This is a genomic window from Acinetobacter entericus, assembly GCF_026168575.1.
GTDB lineage: Bacteria > Pseudomonadota > Gammaproteobacteria > Pseudomonadales > Moraxellaceae > Acinetobacter > Acinetobacter bouvetii.
In genome coordinates this window covers 1-17072 of sequence record NZ_JAPEQW010000020.1, presented here as the reverse complement: position 1 = coordinate 17072, position 17072 = coordinate 1, and the positions used below count along the sequence as shown (strand labels likewise).

At 44.1% G+C, this 17072-nt stretch carries 15 protein-coding genes and 1 pseudogene; 9 read left to right on the top strand and 7 right to left on the bottom strand.

Annotated elements, in window-relative coordinates; translation table 11 throughout:
• Nucleotides 1-33: 33 nt before the first annotated feature.
• Nucleotides 34-726: a hypothetical protein gene (locus tag OKC24_RS14285; protein ID WP_131276068.1), complete on the bottom strand. Its 693-nt coding sequence runs from the start codon at nt 724-726 to the stop codon at nt 34-36.
• 130 nt (nt 727-856) lie between these two features.
• On the opposite strand from OKC24_RS14285, the gene OKC24_RS14280 reads away from it, so the two are divergent.
• Nucleotides 857-1033 carry a gamma-glutamylcyclotransferase gene (locus OKC24_RS14280; protein WP_130148024.1) on the top strand — a complete coding sequence of 59 codons (177 nt, stop codon included), beginning with the start codon at nt 857-859 and terminating at the stop codon, nt 1031-1033.
• A 68-nt stretch (nt 1034-1101) separates the two neighbouring features.
• Here the strand turns inward: OKC24_RS14280 and OKC24_RS14275 are convergent, their stop codons facing one another.
• Both OKC24_RS14275 and mutM read right to left on the bottom strand, forming a co-directional pair.
• Complete coding sequence (locus OKC24_RS14275) at nt 1102-1383, bottom strand: peptidylprolyl isomerase (protein WP_130148026.1); 282 nt, start codon at nt 1381-1383, stop codon at nt 1102-1104.
• Entirely contained in the window at nt 1380-2234 is an 855-nt protein-coding gene (gene mutM / locus OKC24_RS14270) for a bifunctional DNA-formamidopyrimidine glycosylase/DNA-(apurinic or apyrimidinic site) lyase (protein WP_130148028.1), read from the bottom strand. The genes OKC24_RS14275 and mutM overlap by 4 nt, the downstream gene beginning before the upstream one ends.
• Before the next feature lie 373 nt (nt 2235-2607).
• On the opposite strand from mutM, the gene OKC24_RS14265 reads away from it, so the two are divergent.
• The 4 genes from OKC24_RS14265 (at nt 2608) to OKC24_RS14250 (ending at nt 8233) form a co-directional block, all read left to right on the top strand.
• Nucleotides 2608-3873: a carbohydrate porin gene (locus tag OKC24_RS14265; protein ID WP_130148030.1), complete on the top strand. Its 1266-nt coding sequence runs from the start codon at nt 2608-2610 to the stop codon at nt 3871-3873.
• Between the two features lie 23 nt (nt 3874-3896).
• Entirely contained in the window at nt 3897-5996 is a 2100-nt protein-coding gene (locus OKC24_RS14260; protein ID WP_131276067.1) for a TonB-dependent receptor domain-containing protein, read from the top strand.
• 56 nt (nt 5997-6052) lie between these two features.
• A complete protein-coding gene (locus OKC24_RS14255; RefSeq protein ID WP_130148034.1) occupies nt 6053-7168 on the top strand; it encodes an NADH:flavin oxidoreductase/NADH oxidase in 1116 nt (371 codons plus the stop codon).
• A 126-nt stretch (nt 7169-7294) separates the two neighbouring features.
• Nucleotides 7295-8233, top strand: coding sequence for an AEC family transporter (locus OKC24_RS14250; RefSeq protein WP_131276066.1), 939 nt, complete (start codon nt 7295-7297; stop codon nt 8231-8233).
• 101 nt (nt 8234-8334) lie between these two features.
• Here the strand turns inward: OKC24_RS14250 and OKC24_RS14245 are convergent, their stop codons facing one another.
• Nucleotides 8335-9141: a tetratricopeptide repeat protein gene (locus tag OKC24_RS14245; RefSeq protein ID WP_130148038.1), complete on the bottom strand. Its 807-nt coding sequence runs from the start codon at nt 9139-9141 to the stop codon at nt 8335-8337.
• 372 nt (nt 9142-9513) lie between these two features.
• On the opposite strand from OKC24_RS14245, the gene OKC24_RS14240 reads away from it, so the two are divergent.
• Nucleotides 9514-9759, top strand: a complete 246-nt coding sequence (locus tag OKC24_RS14240) for a hypothetical protein (protein WP_130148040.1) — start codon at nt 9514-9516, stop codon at nt 9757-9759.
• A gap of 58 nt (nt 9760-9817) precedes the next feature.
• On the opposite strand, the pseudogene OKC24_RS14235 reads toward OKC24_RS14240, so the two are convergent.
• A pseudogene (locus OKC24_RS14235) lies at nt 9818-10137 on the bottom strand (low molecular weight protein tyrosine phosphatase family protein).
• Nucleotides 10138-10260: 123 nt separating this feature from the next.
• Here OKC24_RS14235 and OKC24_RS14230 point away from each other — a divergent pair.
• A complete protein-coding gene (locus OKC24_RS14230) occupies nt 10261-11445 on the top strand; it encodes a PQQ-dependent sugar dehydrogenase (protein WP_130148042.1) in 1185 nt (394 codons plus the stop codon).
• A 219-nt stretch (nt 11446-11664) separates the two neighbouring features.
• Here OKC24_RS14230 and OKC24_RS14225 read toward each other — a convergent pair whose 3' ends face one another.
• Nucleotides 11665-12399, bottom strand: coding sequence for a DsbC family protein (locus tag OKC24_RS14225; RefSeq protein ID WP_130148044.1), 735 nt, complete (start codon nt 12397-12399; stop codon nt 11665-11667).
• Between the two features lie 136 nt (nt 12400-12535).
• Complete coding sequence (ygfZ, locus tag OKC24_RS14220; protein WP_130148046.1) at nt 12536-13258, bottom strand: CAF17-like 4Fe-4S cluster assembly/insertion protein YgfZ; 723 nt, start codon at nt 13256-13258, stop codon at nt 12536-12538.
• A gap of 237 nt (nt 13259-13495) precedes the next feature.
• Between ygfZ and acnD the strand changes: the two genes are divergently transcribed.
• Nucleotides 13496-16114 carry a Fe/S-dependent 2-methylisocitrate dehydratase AcnD gene (gene acnD, locus OKC24_RS14215; protein WP_131276064.1) on the top strand — a complete coding sequence of 873 codons (2619 nt, stop codon included), beginning with the start codon at nt 13496-13498 and terminating at the stop codon, nt 16112-16114.
• Nucleotides 16115-16222: 108 nt separating this feature from the next.
• Complete coding sequence (locus OKC24_RS14210; protein ID WP_265465752.1) at nt 16223-17068, top strand: type I restriction enzyme HsdR N-terminal domain-containing protein; 846 nt, start codon at nt 16223-16225, stop codon at nt 17066-17068.
• Nucleotides 17069-17072 lie beyond the last annotated feature (4 nt).

The following is a 17072-nucleotide window of genomic DNA, read 5'->3' as shown; positions in this document are numbered from 1 at the left end:
CAAACGGCACTTTATGTGCCGTTTGGCATTTTGTCAGATGCATAAACCTGATTCAAAGATATATGTTTCAGCGGCATCTAGAAATAATGCAAACTGATCTGATGGAAAGGTAACTTTTAATGCGGCGCCAATACTTTCAAATTCAGGGAATAATGTATCCAAATGATCAAAAATCACTTCGCTGTTTAAAAAAACAGTCTTTCTATCAAGTCCTGTTTTTGCATCATCTAAAGAATCGTAATATTTAAATGGAATGATGATGATTGTATTGTTTTCACACTGTTGTTGAATCACCTGAGCTAAAAAATCATTTTTATCTTTAAAAAGTATGACAGCATCGGATAGAAATAAATACCATGCGCTCGTCTTTATATTGCCGACGACAATATCATCTGTACCTTGTTTCCGTTCCAAATATTGATTTGTTCCTTTATGAAATAAAATAAAATTTTCATTGTTTTTATATTTGTCATTTACTTCAGAGAATCCTAAAACAAATTTTAACTTAGGGTATTTTTTACTAAAAGTCGTTAAATGCAATGAATAGTTATTCCATTTAGTCTCTTGTTCTGTTTGCCCATCTAATGTGATAGCTTGCATCATTTCTTTAAATGGATCTATTAGTGGATCATCATACATTTCCTGAATAATCTTTTGTTTTTCTCTAACAGGTATTGCAAAGCGTTCCCCGAGTATTCCCAGACGATAATGATAGTAGTTTCCCATGAGTTTTTCCTATTTAGATTTTATTGTGATTGATGTTTGAATACAAAAGTGATGGTAATAGTATTTTATATATTTGTAAGTCTTAAATATATATTTAAAAAAAAGCAATATTTATGACCGATGAGAAAGCATTCCGGCAGCACTAGTCATTGAGGATTATTGTTTCAGTACCGAAAAACTGAAGCAGTATTGGGATGCTTTGGATGAGTTTGAAGGCATGCAGTATCAGCGGGTGCAGGTGATGATTCAGCTGGAGTCCGGCGAACAGAAATCCGCATGGGTTTATGAAATGAAAAACGCAGCTTAATTGCTGCGTTGGTTTTTAAAGTATCGTGCTTTGAAGTTTTTTAAAAATATTCGGTTTGAACCGCTGAATTAATCCATCCTGAACTTAATTTCCAGCAAATGCCAGCCAAACTGGCTTTTGATTGGGCCATGCAGTTCACGTTCCGGCAGGGTAAAAACCGCTTTATCAATCGGGCCGACCAGCTGGCCTTTTTTAATGTCGCCGAGCTCACCGCCTTTTTTGCCCGATGGGCAAGTCGAATGCTGTTTGGCGATTTTGGCAAAGTCGGCGCCTGCTTTAATTTTCTTTTTCAGCTGTTCACACAGGTCTTTGTCTTTGACCAAGATGTGACGGACAATCGCAGACTTCATGCTTTGCTTCCTTTAAGGGTCTTCTTGCTGGCTATTTTAACCTTTTTTAAAGGCTGGCATTCAGGACAAAATACCGATGCGCGCTGTCCAAGCTTTAAATTTTCTAAAGTCGTTTCACAGTTGATGCACATTTCGCCCGCGCGGCCATAAGCCAGCAAGGTTTGCTGAAAATAGCCGTTTTCGCCCATGGCGTTGCTGTAATCGCGCAAGGTTGAACCGCCTAAATCAATCGCCTGTTTTAAGATGCGTTTGATTTCTGCCACCATTTTTTCAACTTGCTGAAATGTCAGGGTAGATGCAGGCTGCGCGGGGTGAATGCCTAAATTGAACAGGCTTTCAGTCGCGTAAATATTGCCGACGCCGACCACAATGTGATTGTCCATCATGGCGACTTTAACGGCGGTATTTTTAGTTTTGAATTTGCTGAATAAATATTCAGCATGAAATTCATCGCTTAAGGGCTCTGGCCCTAAGGTGTCAATCAGTTTGACCTGTGAGTCTGCATTCAGCCAAAGAATGCAGCCAAAACGCCGAGGGTCATGATAGCGCAGCTGCAGATCTTCAAATTGGATGATCAAATGGTCATGCTTGCGCAGTTCTTCATGACCGTCACAAATTCTAAAGCTGCCGGACATGCCTAAATGCCAAAGCATGGTGTCCTGTTCAAATTCAGCCAAAATGTATTTAGAGCGCCGCGTCAGCTTCAGCAGCTTTTGCCCTGCGAGTTTTTGAATATCTTCTGGAATGGGCCAGCGCAGGCTGGGCTGGCGAACCTCCACCTTTAAAACTTTTTGATCAAGCAAAGGCAGCAGGCTGGTTTTGGTGGTTTCAACTTCGGGTAATTCAGGCATTGGGTGGACAGAGCTGTGGCGGATACGCTTAATATCGGGCTGAATGGCAGGGATTACAAGCTACGAAATGGATGTAAAAGGCAGCGCTTTTTTTGTTTTTCCTAAAAAAGTAGTCTGCATAGTCAATTTTAAAAATATATGATTGCGGCGGCTCTGAGCGACTAAAAAAATAGGAAGATAATAAGTTTCTGATAAATATTGAAATTAATAGATAGCGCTTAATATTAAGTTATTAAAATTAAGAAAGTAATAACTAAAAGTTTAGCAAATGATAAAAATTTTGCAGATTAAAAATTTAACAATTATGTAATTATTCATTTAATTTCAATTTATTGAATTGAAAACATTAAGTTATTGCATTCAGGTTTTTCCAATGAACAAGTTCAGTCTAGCTCTATTGCCGGCATTTTTAATGGCAGCCATGACCCAAACTCAAGCGGCGCAGCAGCCTTTCGACACCAAAGGCCAGTATATGCTGGGCGATTGGGACGGCAAACGCAGCGAACTAGCGCAGCAAGGCGTGAAATTTGAAGCCAATATCGCAGCTGATGCGGCATATTTGGCGGATGGCGGCCGCAATGCCGGGCATTCTGCAACAGTGGCCAGCCAGCTGTGGTTAGGCACTCAATTCGATATGGAAAAACTGGCGGGCTGGAATGGCGTGACTGTACGCGCCGTGATGACGGCGCGCCAAGGCCAAAGCACCACATTGGATGATTTGCAGGATCCTTCGGCGCCGCAGTGGGCCAATGTGCAAGCCAATTTTGGCCGCGGCAATCAAAAAAGCCGCCTGTCTGAACTGTCCATTGAAAAGAACTTTAAGGAACAAGGCATCAGCATTAAAGCCGGCCGCCTAGGTTTGGGCATGGACTTTAATGTCATGGCCTGTGATTTCCAAAGCAATGCATTTTGCGCGGCGCAAATGGGCAAATGGCAAGGCAATATCTGGATGAATACGCCGGTTTCTCAATGGGGCGGACGTGTGAAATATCAAGCGGCCCCTGAAGTGGCTGCGCAAGTGGGGGTTTATGAATACAACCCGGAAAATGCATTGGAAAGCCACGGCTGGAATTTAGATACCAAAAATGCAGACGGTGTAACGATTCCTGTGGAATTGATTTGGACACCGAAATCCTTTGTGAATGGCCTGCCGGGCAGCTACCGTGTTGGCGGCATGTACAATACTGCCGATGAAGTTAAAAACCAAAAAGACATTCAAACCGGCGAGCAGCAAGACCGTACGTTTGCCGGCTGGCTGGCAGTGGAACAGCAGCTGACTTCAACGGGTGCAGGCAAGCAGGGGCTGCATAGCTTTGCAAACTTTACTTGGCATGACCGCATCACCAATAAGGTGGACAATTCACAGCAAATTGGCTTGAAATATGTGGGCCTGTCTGCAGCATTGCCAAATGACTATATTGGCTTGGGCCTAAACCGTGTGCATGTGAATGACCGTTTCTCTGAAGGCAAAGCGCAATATGACGCGCATGCTGAATACAATATTGAACTGAATTACAGCTACAACCCAGCTAAATGGCTCATGCTGCGTCCAAATTTACAGTATGTGGTTAACCCAGGTTCTACAAACAAAGTTGATGATGCCTTCTTAATTGGTTTAAGCTCTAAAGTTACATTTTAATGAGCTGAAAAGCAGGTGACCTGATGACAAGTAAAGCGTTGAATCTTCCTATGCAAATGACTTTACTTGGACTGACGGCAAGCATCTGCCAAAGCCTATATGCAGAAACAGGTTCTACGGAACCTGTTTTGCTTCCCATCATTAAAATAGAAGCTGTCCGGACAGACACCGCTTGGCTGAATACGCCGGCTTCTGTCTATCGCATAGAACAAAAAAATCATCAAAACAATATCGGCGTAAATTTAACCGAAACCCTGCAAGGTGTTCCGGGGCTGCAATTAAACAACCGTGAAAATTATGCGCAGGACTTGCAGCTGTCCATGCGCGGCTATGGCGCGCGCTCTACCTTCGGCGTACGCGGCATCCGCTTATATGTTGACGGCATTCCAGCGACCATGCCGGACGGCCAAGGACAGACTTCAAATATTGACCTCAGCAGCCTGGATCATATAGAGGTGCTGGGTGGGCCATTTTCATCGCTGTATGGCAATTCTTCCGGCGGGGCAATTTTGACCAGTACGAAGCAGGGTGAGGGCAAAGACTCGATTGAGCTGGGCTATTCCGGCGGCAGCCACAATAAAAGCCGCGTGGATGTAGTCGCGCAAGGTGGTGCAGACAAGGCGAATGAGCCGAGCTATGTGGTCAGTTCATCATATTTTGATACTGACGGCTACCGTGAGCACAGTGCCGCTCAAAAAGTCTTGAGCAATGCCAAACTCACGTGGGACTTGGAAGATGGCTCTAAGGTCAACTGGATCGTCAATTATGTGGATATTCATGCCGATGATCCACAGGGCTTGACCCGCGCACAGTGGCAGGAAAATCCGAAACAGCAAGTGCCATTTTTAAAGCAGTTTGATGTGCGCAAGGATATTACTCAGACGCAGACAGGCTTAACCTGGAGCAAGCCGCTGAATGATCAGCACGAGCTGTATGCCATGGCCTATGCCGGGCAGCGGGATGTGGTTCAGTACCAGTCAATTCCCAGCAGCACACAGGCCAATCTGCGCCATGCAGGCGGTGTGATTGATTTTAGCCGTGATTACTACGGGGCAGATCTGCGCTGGACAGGCAAAGAACTCCTGCCGAATACCCGTTTTACTGCGGGTTTGGCTTTTGACTATATGGATGAAGACCGCAAAGGCTATGAAAATTTTGATGCCGGCGGAAATTATGGCGTGAAGGGCAACCTGCGCCGTGATGAAAACAATACGCTGTGGAACTTAGACCCATACCTGCAAGCCTCGTGGAACTTCCTGCCGGCTTGGACTCTAGATGCCGGCCTGCGCTACAGCAATGTGCATTATGAATCAAAGGATCATTATATTAAGGCTGGCAACGGTGATGACAGCGGCAAAACTGACTATGACAAAGTCTTACCGTCGGCAGCCTTAAGATGGACCATCACAACCAATGTCAGCAGCTATATCAGCTATGCCAAAGGCTTTGAAACGCCTACCTTTACGGAGATGGCTTATTCAGCCAACGATGGCATGAATTTCAGCTTGCTGCCTGCCAGCAGTGACAATTATGAATGGGGTATGAAAGCGCAAAATGCATGGGGCAATTTCACGGCGGCGGTTTTCCAAAGCAAAACACAGAATGATATTGTTTCCGCAGGCACGATTGATGGCCGCGCCACATTTAAAAATGCCGACAGGACTTTGCGTGAAGGGGCAGAGCTGTCTTGGAATAAAACCCTTTGGCGTGATTTGAGTACACAGGCCAGCTTCAGCTACATTAATGCTGAATTTGACGGCAATACTGCCGGTATTCAATCCGGCGCTAAAATTCCCGGCATTGCCAAAAATCAGGCTTTTGCCAGTTTGGGCTGGCAGCCGGAAACAGGATTTAACGCAGGCGTAGATGTGCGCTATATGGATAAAGTCTATGTCGATGATGCCAACAGTGACGCTGCGCTAAGCTATACCGTGGTTTCCGCCAATGCCGGCTATGTGTGGAAGCAAGCTGATTGGAAAGTGCGGACGTATGTAAGGGCTGACAATTTATTTGATGAAACCTATGTCGGCTCTGTTATTGTGAATGACGGCAATGGACGCTTCTTTGAACCTGCGGATGAATTGAACTGGAGCGCAGGATTAAGTGTCACCAAAGCATTTTAATTAAAAAACAGCATTAAGCTAAGCATTAGATCAAGCAAGGAAGTAAGGAGATTTGCGTGGCGTTATTATTTCAACCCATCCAATTTGGCCAGTTGCAATTGAGCAATAAAATTGTGATTGCGCCGATGTGTCAATACTCTGCCAATGAACAGGGGGAGCTGACGTATTGGCATGAGCAGCAATGGGCGAATTATGCGCTGTCCGGTGCCGGGCTGTGCATTGTAGAAGCGACTGCAGTGCAGCCGGAAGGGCGCATCAGTTATGCAGATCTTGGCCTGTGGAATGATTTGCAGCGTGCGCAGATGAAAGCGCTGCTGCTTAAAGTGAAAAGCCTTTCACCGATGCCGTTCGGCATTCAGCTGGCGCATGCAGGGCGCAAAGCCTCGACCGATAAGCCGTGGGATGGCCGCGGCCAGCTGGCGCCTGAACATGCGCAGGGCTGGCAAACAGTTTCCGCCAGCAATCTGCCGTTTAATCCGGCGGATCATGCGCCGCATGCGCTGACGGCAGATGAAATTAAGACAATCATTGCTGATTTTGCAGACTCCGCAAAGCGGGCTGTAGATGCCGGATTTGATTTGATTGAATTGCATGCGGCACATGGCTATTTGCTGCATCAATTTATGTCTCCACTGTCTAATCAGCGCAGCGATGAGTATGGCGGCAGCTTTGAAAACCGCATCCGTTTGACGCTGGAGGTATTTCAGGCCATGAAAGACGCGGTGCCTGCCGGCTATCCCATTGGCGTGCGTTTATCTGCGACAGACTGGATGGATGATGCAGACAGCTGGGATGTCGAGTCTACCGTGGGCTTATCGAAAGCTTTGGAACAATTAGGCGCCGCGTATATTCATGTGTCCAGCGGCGGGCTGCATATTGAGCAGAAAATTGATCTGCATGCAGGCTATCAAGTGCCATTTGCCGCAGCGGTCAAACAAGAGCTCAGCATTCCAGTTATTGCAGTGGGCTTGATTACGGACGCTTTGCAGGCGGAAGGCATTCTGCATTATGAGCAGGCTGATGCCATTGGGCTTGCCCGCGCAATCCTGTATGATCCGCGCTGGCCTTGGCATGCCGCTGCCGAACTGGGAGAAACAGTTGCAGCTGCGCCACAGTATTTACGCTGTCAGCCGCATGGACTGCGCGATTTATTTAAGCCTTTTGAGCGCTAGATATTTTAAACAATCAATTTCTTTTTATGCCCGCTTTTGAGCGTTCGCTACCGCGGGCAAAACTGGCTGTTCAAAATGATTAAAGCCGCTGAACGGTGATTAATTACATGTTATAAGGAAGATGCTGTGCTGGCGAATGTACTGTTGCCAATTTGCTTGATTGCGCTGTTGGGGTACTGGGCGGTCAGAAGTGGATTTATCGCCTCAGGGCATATTCAGCCGCTGAGCCAGTTTGTTATGAAGGTGTCTTTGCCTGCCTTTTTGGTGCAGGCCCTAGCCAGCAAAAACTTAGCGGAAATTTGGCATCCGGCGTATTTCATTGGCTATGGCGGCGGTTCTTTGCTGCTGTTTGTGCTGACATACCTGCTGTACCGGAAGTTTTTTATCCAGTCGATGACTCATGCCAGTGTTTTGGCCATGGGCGCATCCATGTCCAATACCGGTTTTATCGGTACCGCGATTTTGACCTTGCTGCTAGGCAGCCATTCCGCTGTTTATCTCTCCTTAACATTAATTATTGAAAACCTGCTGATTTTGACCTTGATGCTGCTTTTGGCAGAAAGAGGGCAGCACTTGAGTTTGCCTCAGCAAGGCGCTGTATTTAAAATCTTGCTGAAACGGCTGCTGCAGAATCCTGTGATCCTTGCGATTTTAATCGGTCTTGGCTGTGTATTGCTGCAGCTGAAATTGCCCAACGCTGTTGTCCAAGCGCTGGAAATGCTGGGAAAAACTGCTTCGCCTTTGGCGCTGTTTGTCATTGGCGGCAGTTTAGCCGGCATGAAGCTGAATGCTATAAATCTGCAAAGCATGACATTGGCAGCTTTAAAAGTCATACTAATGCCATTGATGATTTTCAGCCTGCTGCGGCTGCTGAATGCCAGCTCAGAAATGCTTTTTGTCGGCACATTGCTGGCGGCGCTTCCTATGCCCGTCGCTTTCGGCATTTTTGCACAGCATTACGGTTTAGGAGAAAAGGCTCTAGCGCCGCTGGTGCTCAGCACGATTATGGGGTTTATTGCCGTCGCCGTGCTGCTGTCACAGTCTGCACGGTTTATTCCACTGTGAGGATGCATGCAGATTAAATATCTGCAGTCTGTCCCTTGCGTAAAAAAGCCAAACATTCAATGTTTGGCTTTTTTACTGCTCAGGATTGAAAAGAAGGCTGATCAGCTCTTTTTCGCTGCTGGCTTAGGGGGCTTGGCTTGCTCTGCAATCATTTTGTTGACGGTTGCTAAAGACTCTTTGGCTTGCGGCACATTCTCTTTGGCTAGAGCAGTGAAGATTTTTTGCGCTTCCGTTAAGTTCTGGGGAATGATATTGCCGTTGGCAAACATATTGCCCACTGCCATCAGCGCAGGGATGTAGCCTTTTTTAGCCAAATCCTGAATGCTGTTCAGGCCTTGCTGAATGGGCTTTTCATCTTTGTTTTTAAAGCCGGTGCTGATGTCATACAGCGCTTTGGCATGCATCGCTTGAAAGTTGCCTTTTTTCACTAAAGGATCGAGTTTCGCCAAGCCGGCTTTGTCGGATTCAGGCTTGTTTTCAGAGAACAGCAGCACGGCTAAATCGATGCTGGCATCCTCAAAGCCTTGTGAAGAAGCTTTCTCAAGATATTGTTTAGCTTTGGCAGGATCAGCCTTTAAGCCCATTGAACCTGCAATATAGTTTTTGCCTAAAACATAGTTTGCTACCGGGTAGCCTTTGTTTGCAGCTTGCTCGTACAGCTCAATCGCTTTCTTCTCGTTTTTGGCTGTGCCTTGGCCCGTTTGCGTCAAGTAACCTAGATTATAAATCGCTTGCGCATTGCCTTGTTTTGCCAATTTTTCCAAAGCTTGGTAAGCGCCAGTTAGATTCTTTGCTTTAACCATCGCTTCAATTTTGGCGAATTCAGGATCAGTGCTGTTGGCTGGCGCTTCAGCGAAAGCAAATTGAGAAGAAAGTGCAATTAAGCCTGCGAATAGAATTTTTTTCATTTTAAACCTTTTTAATACAGCAGCATAAATCCATTTATGTGTCTGAGTATATTCATGTGTAGTAACCGTATATCTCATCATAATTAGAATTATGTGAAAGTAAATATGCCTTTTGTGAAATATTCCAAGCGGTCAGCCATTGTGCAAGGATGCAGCTCAAAAAGTGCATGATCAATGCAAAATATTAAGGCATTGGCATGCAGGCTGTGCTGATGAGGTGCATTGCAGTCCGATGGAATGTGAACCTTGGCATTTTCAATTTAAAGCCCGAGGATGAGCTGATTATGAATTTTTACGTTTTATTTTAAACGGATTTGCTTTTCATGGTGTTTTGAGGTAAATCTGCGCTGCATTAAATGAAAGAGCAGATGAATGTTTATTAAAGGCATTAAACGCAATTATGACAAAATCAATCAAGATGACAGCATTGCGCATGAAGATAAGATTGATGCTTTGCTGATGAAGCTTGGCGGTGAGTATTTAGTGAGCAAAGAAGACCGCGTGTATATCTTTGCAAAAGAGGGCGTGACGGCAAAATTTGACGCCAAGCATGCGCGGGATTATTCATTTAAAGATTATTTATGCAAGGACATGAATAAGCTGTTTCATGGGTTTTAATTAAACCTGATTTGAAAGATGGTGACTGAATATTTTGCTTCAACATCATTTTATAGATTTAATCGAGATAATGCTGCATGGATTGTTTGAGTATTTCGATTAAGTCTTCATCCATATATTGATAGTCATCAGGAATATCTAAAACAATAATTTTCTTATGTGACAGCTCTTTATGAAATTTTTCTTTGATCCATGTTTTATGTTTTTGTTCCATGACGCAAATACAATCTGCCCAGGCAATATCTTTAACGGTTAAGCTATGTTTTGCATGACGGCTTGTCCCCGCAGAACGCGTATGAATACCGTAACCTGCTGCAAAATACGCTCTGCTGTTGGACTGCGCCATTGGTTGCGGCTGCAAATAAAAAGATAGTTAATACTGATTTCCCACAATTTATTGTTTGTTGATGATTATTTTTAAATATATTTCAGCCAAAAAGATTTAATTTATATAACATAAATAGAAGCTATTTTCATAAGATGAATCGAGACGGATCTAAAATGATAAAAATACTGTCAGCTTTATTCTTAAGTTTAGCCTGCTCAATGGCAGGTTTGGCAGGGCAGCCAAAACTTGTTCCTCATCCGATACACTTGAAAAATGGAAAGCAATTTTCTTTTAATCTTCCGTCCAATTACGACATCATTCCTGCGGCTGAAGGCCTAAAACGGGTACGTTTTTTTGCTAAAGCGCCGGATGGCAGAATGTTTGTCACGGATATGCATGATTTGTCCGACAACGAAAAAGGCAGTGTTTATATTTTGGATGAATGGAATGCTGCAACCGGAAAATTCGGCAAAATCATTCCTTATATGACGGGTTTGAAGAACCCAAATTCAGTGCAGTTTTATACAGATTCCGAAGGGCAAGATTGGCTATATTTAGCCGAAACGCATCAGCTCACCCGGCGGAAATTTACGCAAGGCGAAATGAAACCCGCGGCCAAAGCTGAAGTTTTAGCCACTTTTCCTGATTATGGCCTCAGTTATAAATATGGCGGCTGGCATCTCACACGAACCATTGCAGTGGGCGGAAACGGCAAGATTTATGTGTCCGTGGGTTCAAGCTGCAATGCGTGTGCCGAGAAAGAACAAGTTCGTGCGGCTGTTTTGGAGATGAATCCGGATGGTTCGGAACAAAAGATTTACGCCAAAGGCTTGCGCAATGCCGTCGGTTTGAAATGGATTGGAAAGTTTTTATTTGCGACCAATCAGGGATCAGATCATTTAGGCAAAAGTAAGCCTGATGAAACGTTTTATGCGCTGAAGCGTGATGCAGATTATGGCTGGCCGTCATGCTATTCAGCCAATGGCAAGGTTTTAGCTGATCCTAAATTCAAACGTGCCTCAGGCTGTAAAAATGTGCCAGCTCCTTATGCGTATTTCCCATCACATTCATCAGCGCTCGGTTTTGATTATTTTGACCATCCAGACACAGATGACAGCATCAAAAATTCTTTTTTAGTGGCTTTGCATGGTTCTACAGATGAAGCAATTGGGCATGGCTATAAAATTGCGATTATGCGCAAAGGGCAAAAACTTGAAACTTTTATGGATGGCTTTCTAGCGGATAAAAAAGTCAATGGACGTCCTGCGGATATTTACCGGATTGATGCAGACTCCTTTTATTTTTCAGATGATCGGGGTGGTGTAGTTTATTATGTGAGGAAGAAAGTGCCTTTCTAATTTTTTGAGTTTTTCTAAAAATTCAGGAGAAAGAGCATGACTGCAGATGCGAATAGTCAGGTGAAATGGAGTGGTATGAGATGCTGATCCATGGTTCTATTGAGCAGTTGTATTGTTATGTTTATTCCACTATTTATGTCCGGCATAAATAAAATTAAGAATTCATGTTCTCAAATTTTATAGGGTATTTCCCTTCAAAAACACCCTATAAATTATGTATTAATTTAATTGTACTTTTTTGGGGGTAATAAATTCTTCGAATTCTTCTTCAGTCTCAAGACCTGCCATTCGCTGTCCTAGTGAATTAAAAACAGTGGGGGTAATTGAGATATTCAGTTTTTTAGTCAAATCCATATTTTGATCAATTGGATTGCTGCAATCAGTAGATTGCTGTTTTGGTTTTTTCTCCTCAATTAAATACTCTTTCCATACTTTTAAAGGCTCTTTAGAGCACCAGATTTTTTTTGCCGTTGTTAATGCGGTTGGGTGCAGGTGAGTTAATGCAAATGGAAAAGTGTAAATAGTCATATTATCCATTTCTTCGAAAGCGCTTTGGAATGCCTGACAAGCAGGGCAGTCTGGATCTGCAAAAACATAAATGACATGTTTCCCATTTCCCTTTACTTCTTTAAAAGCTTGATTCAGCGGGAGTTGCTTGGGGTTTATTGCATAGTGTTTTTGATAAATGGCATTGGTAATGTTAGATTGATTGTTAATGTCTAAAATTTTTCCTTTAATCAAATACTTGCTTTTAGCGTCCATCATAAATGTGCCCCGGGCATTCGATAAGGCATACAGTCCTTCAATTGGCGTCTTATCAATAAACTCAGGCTTTAATTCTCTAGGAAATTGTTGAGCAGTTTGATTTATTTTGTCGAGGTCATCTGCAAAGCTGACTGAACTGCCTAGAACCAGCCAAGTCAGGATTGGTGCTAAAATAGTTAATTTTTTCATAATGCTTAATTGTTGGTATTTTTATAAATATTTACAGAGTTGATGACAAAGTACAAGCTGCATTGAAAAGATTTAGTCGTTAAAAAGCCCCTAAATTTAGAGGCTAATGTATCACAACAGTCTAAAATTTATAGAGTTACTGCGGACGAGCCACATCACCGCTCAAATATTCAGGCAATGCTAAAACAGTTACGCCTAGGTCTTCCAAAGCATCAGGACGGGCAACCGCAAGTGCAATAAAACCGCCATCAATCGCAGCGCTATTCACCACTTGAACGCCTTTATTCAATTGCTCACCCAAAGCAGGCACATCGCCTGAACCCTGAATGGCATGCAGCCATGCTTTCGGTTTGGCTTTAAACCATAAGCGCGCAATGACTTCCTGACCCAAATAGCAGCCTTTGTCATAGTGAACGCCTTCACGCTGATGCAGGCGCAGCTCTTGCGGCTGGAACATGCCTTCAGTTTTTTGGCTGATGAATGCTTGACCGTTTTGAATGGCAGACACTTCCCAAGCCGTAATATCAGTGGTTTCTGCTGAAAAAGCAGTCGAATCGTCAAGCAGTGCCGGGAAAACTGAACCCGCGGGTTCAAGCTTCATTTTAGAGAACGCGCCGTACTTTTTAATGTGCTTGGAAAACTCGTCGGCCTGATCGGCAGTAGTGACAATTTCAAAATGTTCTGGATTGACCTTTTTTAGCCACAAACCGAAGTGAATGCGGCCTTTCAGGTCACAAATTGCGGTATAGCGCGTGGTATTTTCGGCCAATGCTTCGGTATTTAAAGTGACTTGTCCCTGCAGGAATTTTTGCGCATCTGCACCGATTAAAGTGAATGAGGAGAAGGCTAAATCGCTCATGAATTGCTCGCTTATCTATCATCTAATACTAAAGAATTAGGCCTATTTTCCGCTATTTTTCAAAAAAAATCATATTTAGAGCAAATATCCCAAAGTTAATGTAACTAAATATTTCAAAACCCCCTGTTTTTATACCTAAGTTAATGAAATTTAAACGATTTGGGAAATGGCTTTTCGGCAGTGTAGTATTCAGAGCATTAGACATGCAGAACAAAATGATGCAAGAGGCACAGCGCAATGAATAACAACTACCGTAAACCCCTGTCAGGCACCCAGCTCGAATACTTCGATGTGCGTCAAGCCGTAGAAGACATCCAGCCAGGCGCATACGCAAAACTTCCATACACCTCAAAAGTCTTGGCGGAACAATTGGTGCGCCGCTGTGATCCAGCCATCCTTGAACAGTCCTTAAAAGAATTGATTAACCGCAAGCAAGACCACGATTTCCCTTGGTATCCCGCACGTGTGGTGTGCCATGACATCTTGGGTCAAACTGCACTGGTCGACCTTGCCGGTTTGCGTGATGCAATTGCAGACCAAGGCGGTGATCCATCGAAAGTCAATCCTGTTGTGCCAACGCAGCTGATCGTCGACCATTCTCTTGCTGTCGAGTTCGGCGGTTATGACCCTGATGCTTTCGAGAAAAACCGCGCCATTGAAGACCGCCGCAATGAAGACCGTTTCCACTTCATCGAATGGACCAAAACAGCCTTTGAAAATGTCGATGTGATCCCTGCAGGCAACGGCATCATGCACCAAATCAACTTGGAGAAAATGTCTCCAGTGATTCAAAACCGTGGCGGCATTGCATATCCAGATACCTGTGTAGGAACAGATTCACACACACCGCATACCGATGCATTGGGCGTGATCTCGATTGGTGTCGGCGGTTTGGAAGCAGAAAATGTGATGCTCGGCCGTGCGTCTTGGATGCGTCTGCCAGATATCATTGGTGTAGAATTTGTCGGTCAGCGTCAAGCGGGTATTACCGCAACCGATATTGTTTTGGCACTGACAGAATTCTTGCGTAAAGAGCGCGTAGTGGGTGCATACCTCGAATTCTTCGGTGAAGGCGCAGACAGCATGTCGGTGGGGGATCGTGCGACGATTTCCAACATGACGCCTGAATACGGCGCAACGGCGGCCATGTTCTACATTGATCAAAACACCATTGATTATTTAACCCTGACTGGCCGTGAAGCTGAGCAAGTTCAACTTGTTGAAAAATATGCCAAAGAAATCGGTCTTTGGGCATTCGACATGACCCAAGCGGAATATCCGCGTGTACTCCGTTTCGATCTTTCAACGGTAACCCGTAACATTGCAGGGCCATCCAACCCGCATGCGCGTGTATCGACGGCTGATCTAAAAGCCAAAGGCATTGCTGGCAACTTAGACGCGGCGCTTGCGCAAGAAGCGGAAGGCCTAATGCCAGATGGCGCCATCATTATTGCAGCCATTACTTCTTGCACCAATACCTCTAACCCGCGCAATACTGTGGCAGCAGGCTTGCTGGCGCGTAAGGCGAATGAGCTTGGCCTAGTGCGCAAGCCATGGGTGAAAACGTCATTTGCACCGGGTTCTAAAGCGGCCGCGCTGTATTTGGAAGAGGCAGGCGTACTGCATGATTTAGAACAACTCGGCTTTGGCATCGTGGCGTATGCATGTACCACCTGTAACGGGATGTCAGGCGCGCTGGATCCAAAAATTCAGCAAGAAATCATTGACCGTGACTTGTACGCAACTGCGGTGCTTTCAGGCAACCGCAACTTTGATGGCCGTATCCATCCTTATGCAAAACAAGCGTTCTTGGCTTCTCCTCCGCTGGTTGTGGCCTATGCCATTGCAGGAACAATCCGTTTTGACATCGAAACGGATGCTTTGGGCAATGACAAAGACGGCAACCCTATTTACCTGAAAGACATTTGGCCGTCTGATGAAGAAATTGATGCTTTGGTCAAAGTGGCTGTAAAACCAGAACAGTTCAAAAAAATCTATATTCCAATGTTTGATTTGGGTGTGAATGAAAAAGCTGCGAGCCCGCTTTACGACTGGCGCCCGAAAAGTACCTATATCCGCCGTCCGCCGTACTGGGAAGGGGCTTTGGCTGCACCGCGCACTTTGGCCAATATGCGTCCGCTGGCGATCTTGGGCGACAACATCACTACGGATCATTTATCGCCTTCGAATGCGATTGTGCTAGACAGCGCTTCTGGTGAATACCTGAAAAAAATGGGCGTGCCAGAAGAAGACTTCAACTCTTACGCAACGCACCGAGGTGACCATTTGACCACGCAGCGTGCAACATTTGCCAACCCGAAACTGTTTAATGAAATGGTGGTTCGTGCGGATGGTACGGTTAAGCAGGGTTCTAAGGCGCGTGTTGAGCCTGAGGGCGAAGTGATGCGCATGTGGGAAGCGATTGAAACTTATATGAACCGCAAGCAGCCGCTGATCATTATTGCCGGTAAAGATTATGGTCAAGGTTCAAGCCGTGACTGGGCTGCCAAAGGTGTGCGCCTTGCAGGTGTGGAAGCGATTGTGGCGGAAGGCTTTGAGCGTATTCACCGTACCAACTTAGTGGGTATGGGCGTATTGCCGCTTGAGTTTAAAGCAGGCACTGACCGTAAAACTTTAGGTTTAGATGGTACTGAACTGTATAGCGTGATTGGCAATATTGCACCGCGTTCGACTTTAACTTTAGTGATTGAGCGTGCGACGGAAGACGGCAAGAGTGAAATTGTTGAAGTGCCTGTAACTTGTCGCCTAGATACGGAAGAAGAAGTGTCTGTGTATGAGGCGGGCGGTGTTTTGCAACGCTTTGCGCAGGATTTTTTAGAAGGGAATGTGGCTTAAGACCTTAAGCTAAAGTTGTTGATATTATTGTAAAAAGACCCTACATTCATGTGGGGTTTATTTTTATATGATTAGAGCAAATTAATATAAGATTAGGAGCATAAATTAGTGGAAAAAAATGATGCGTTTCTAAGTAACTTATTAACAATTTATAAAAAATTAAAACTATCTGATGCGAATGAAGCAGAAACAAGAAAAAAGCTTATTGATGTAGTGATTGAAAATGTATTAGGTTGGACTACAGATGATATTTCTTATGAAGAAAGAGTATCTGAAGACGGGAAAACAACTTATGCAGATTATATTATTAGAACAGCTGATGTTTCTATTTTAATTGAAGCAAAAAGACTAGGCTCAACTTTTTATACAGTTCCAGAAAAGAAAAAAGTTAAGTTATCTACTTTTTCTGAAGATGATTTAACAGGTAAAGCTATAAAGCAGGCAAGAGAATATTGCCGAAAAAAGTCTATTCCTTTTGCTGCTGTTACTAATGGTTCACAATGGATTATTTTCCCAGCTGTTAGAACGGATTCAGTTTCATTCTCGGACTCTACAGCATTGGTATTTGATTCAATCGAGCGAATTCTAGGAGAAGAGTCTGGTCATTTTAGAGGTTTACTTTCACGAGATGGAGTAATTGAAGGAAATTTAGCTTTAGAATTGATTGGTCGAAAAACTGATCAATTTGACGAAAGAAGACTTAACAAATTTTTTAAGGGAATTTCTATAAAGAAAGAAAACCCTATTTATCCATTGATTGAAGGAGCTGTTGTAAGCGCATTTTCTGATTCAATTGTTGATAATGATAATAGTATTCTAGAAAAATGTTATGTAAAGAATGCAGATAGGAAAAAATTTGATAATCGTATAGAAATGCATTTACAAAAGAGAGAACCTCTTTTTAATTCTCAGCGGCTTTGTTGCATAAAGGCTTTAAAGATAGAGTTTCCCTAAGCAA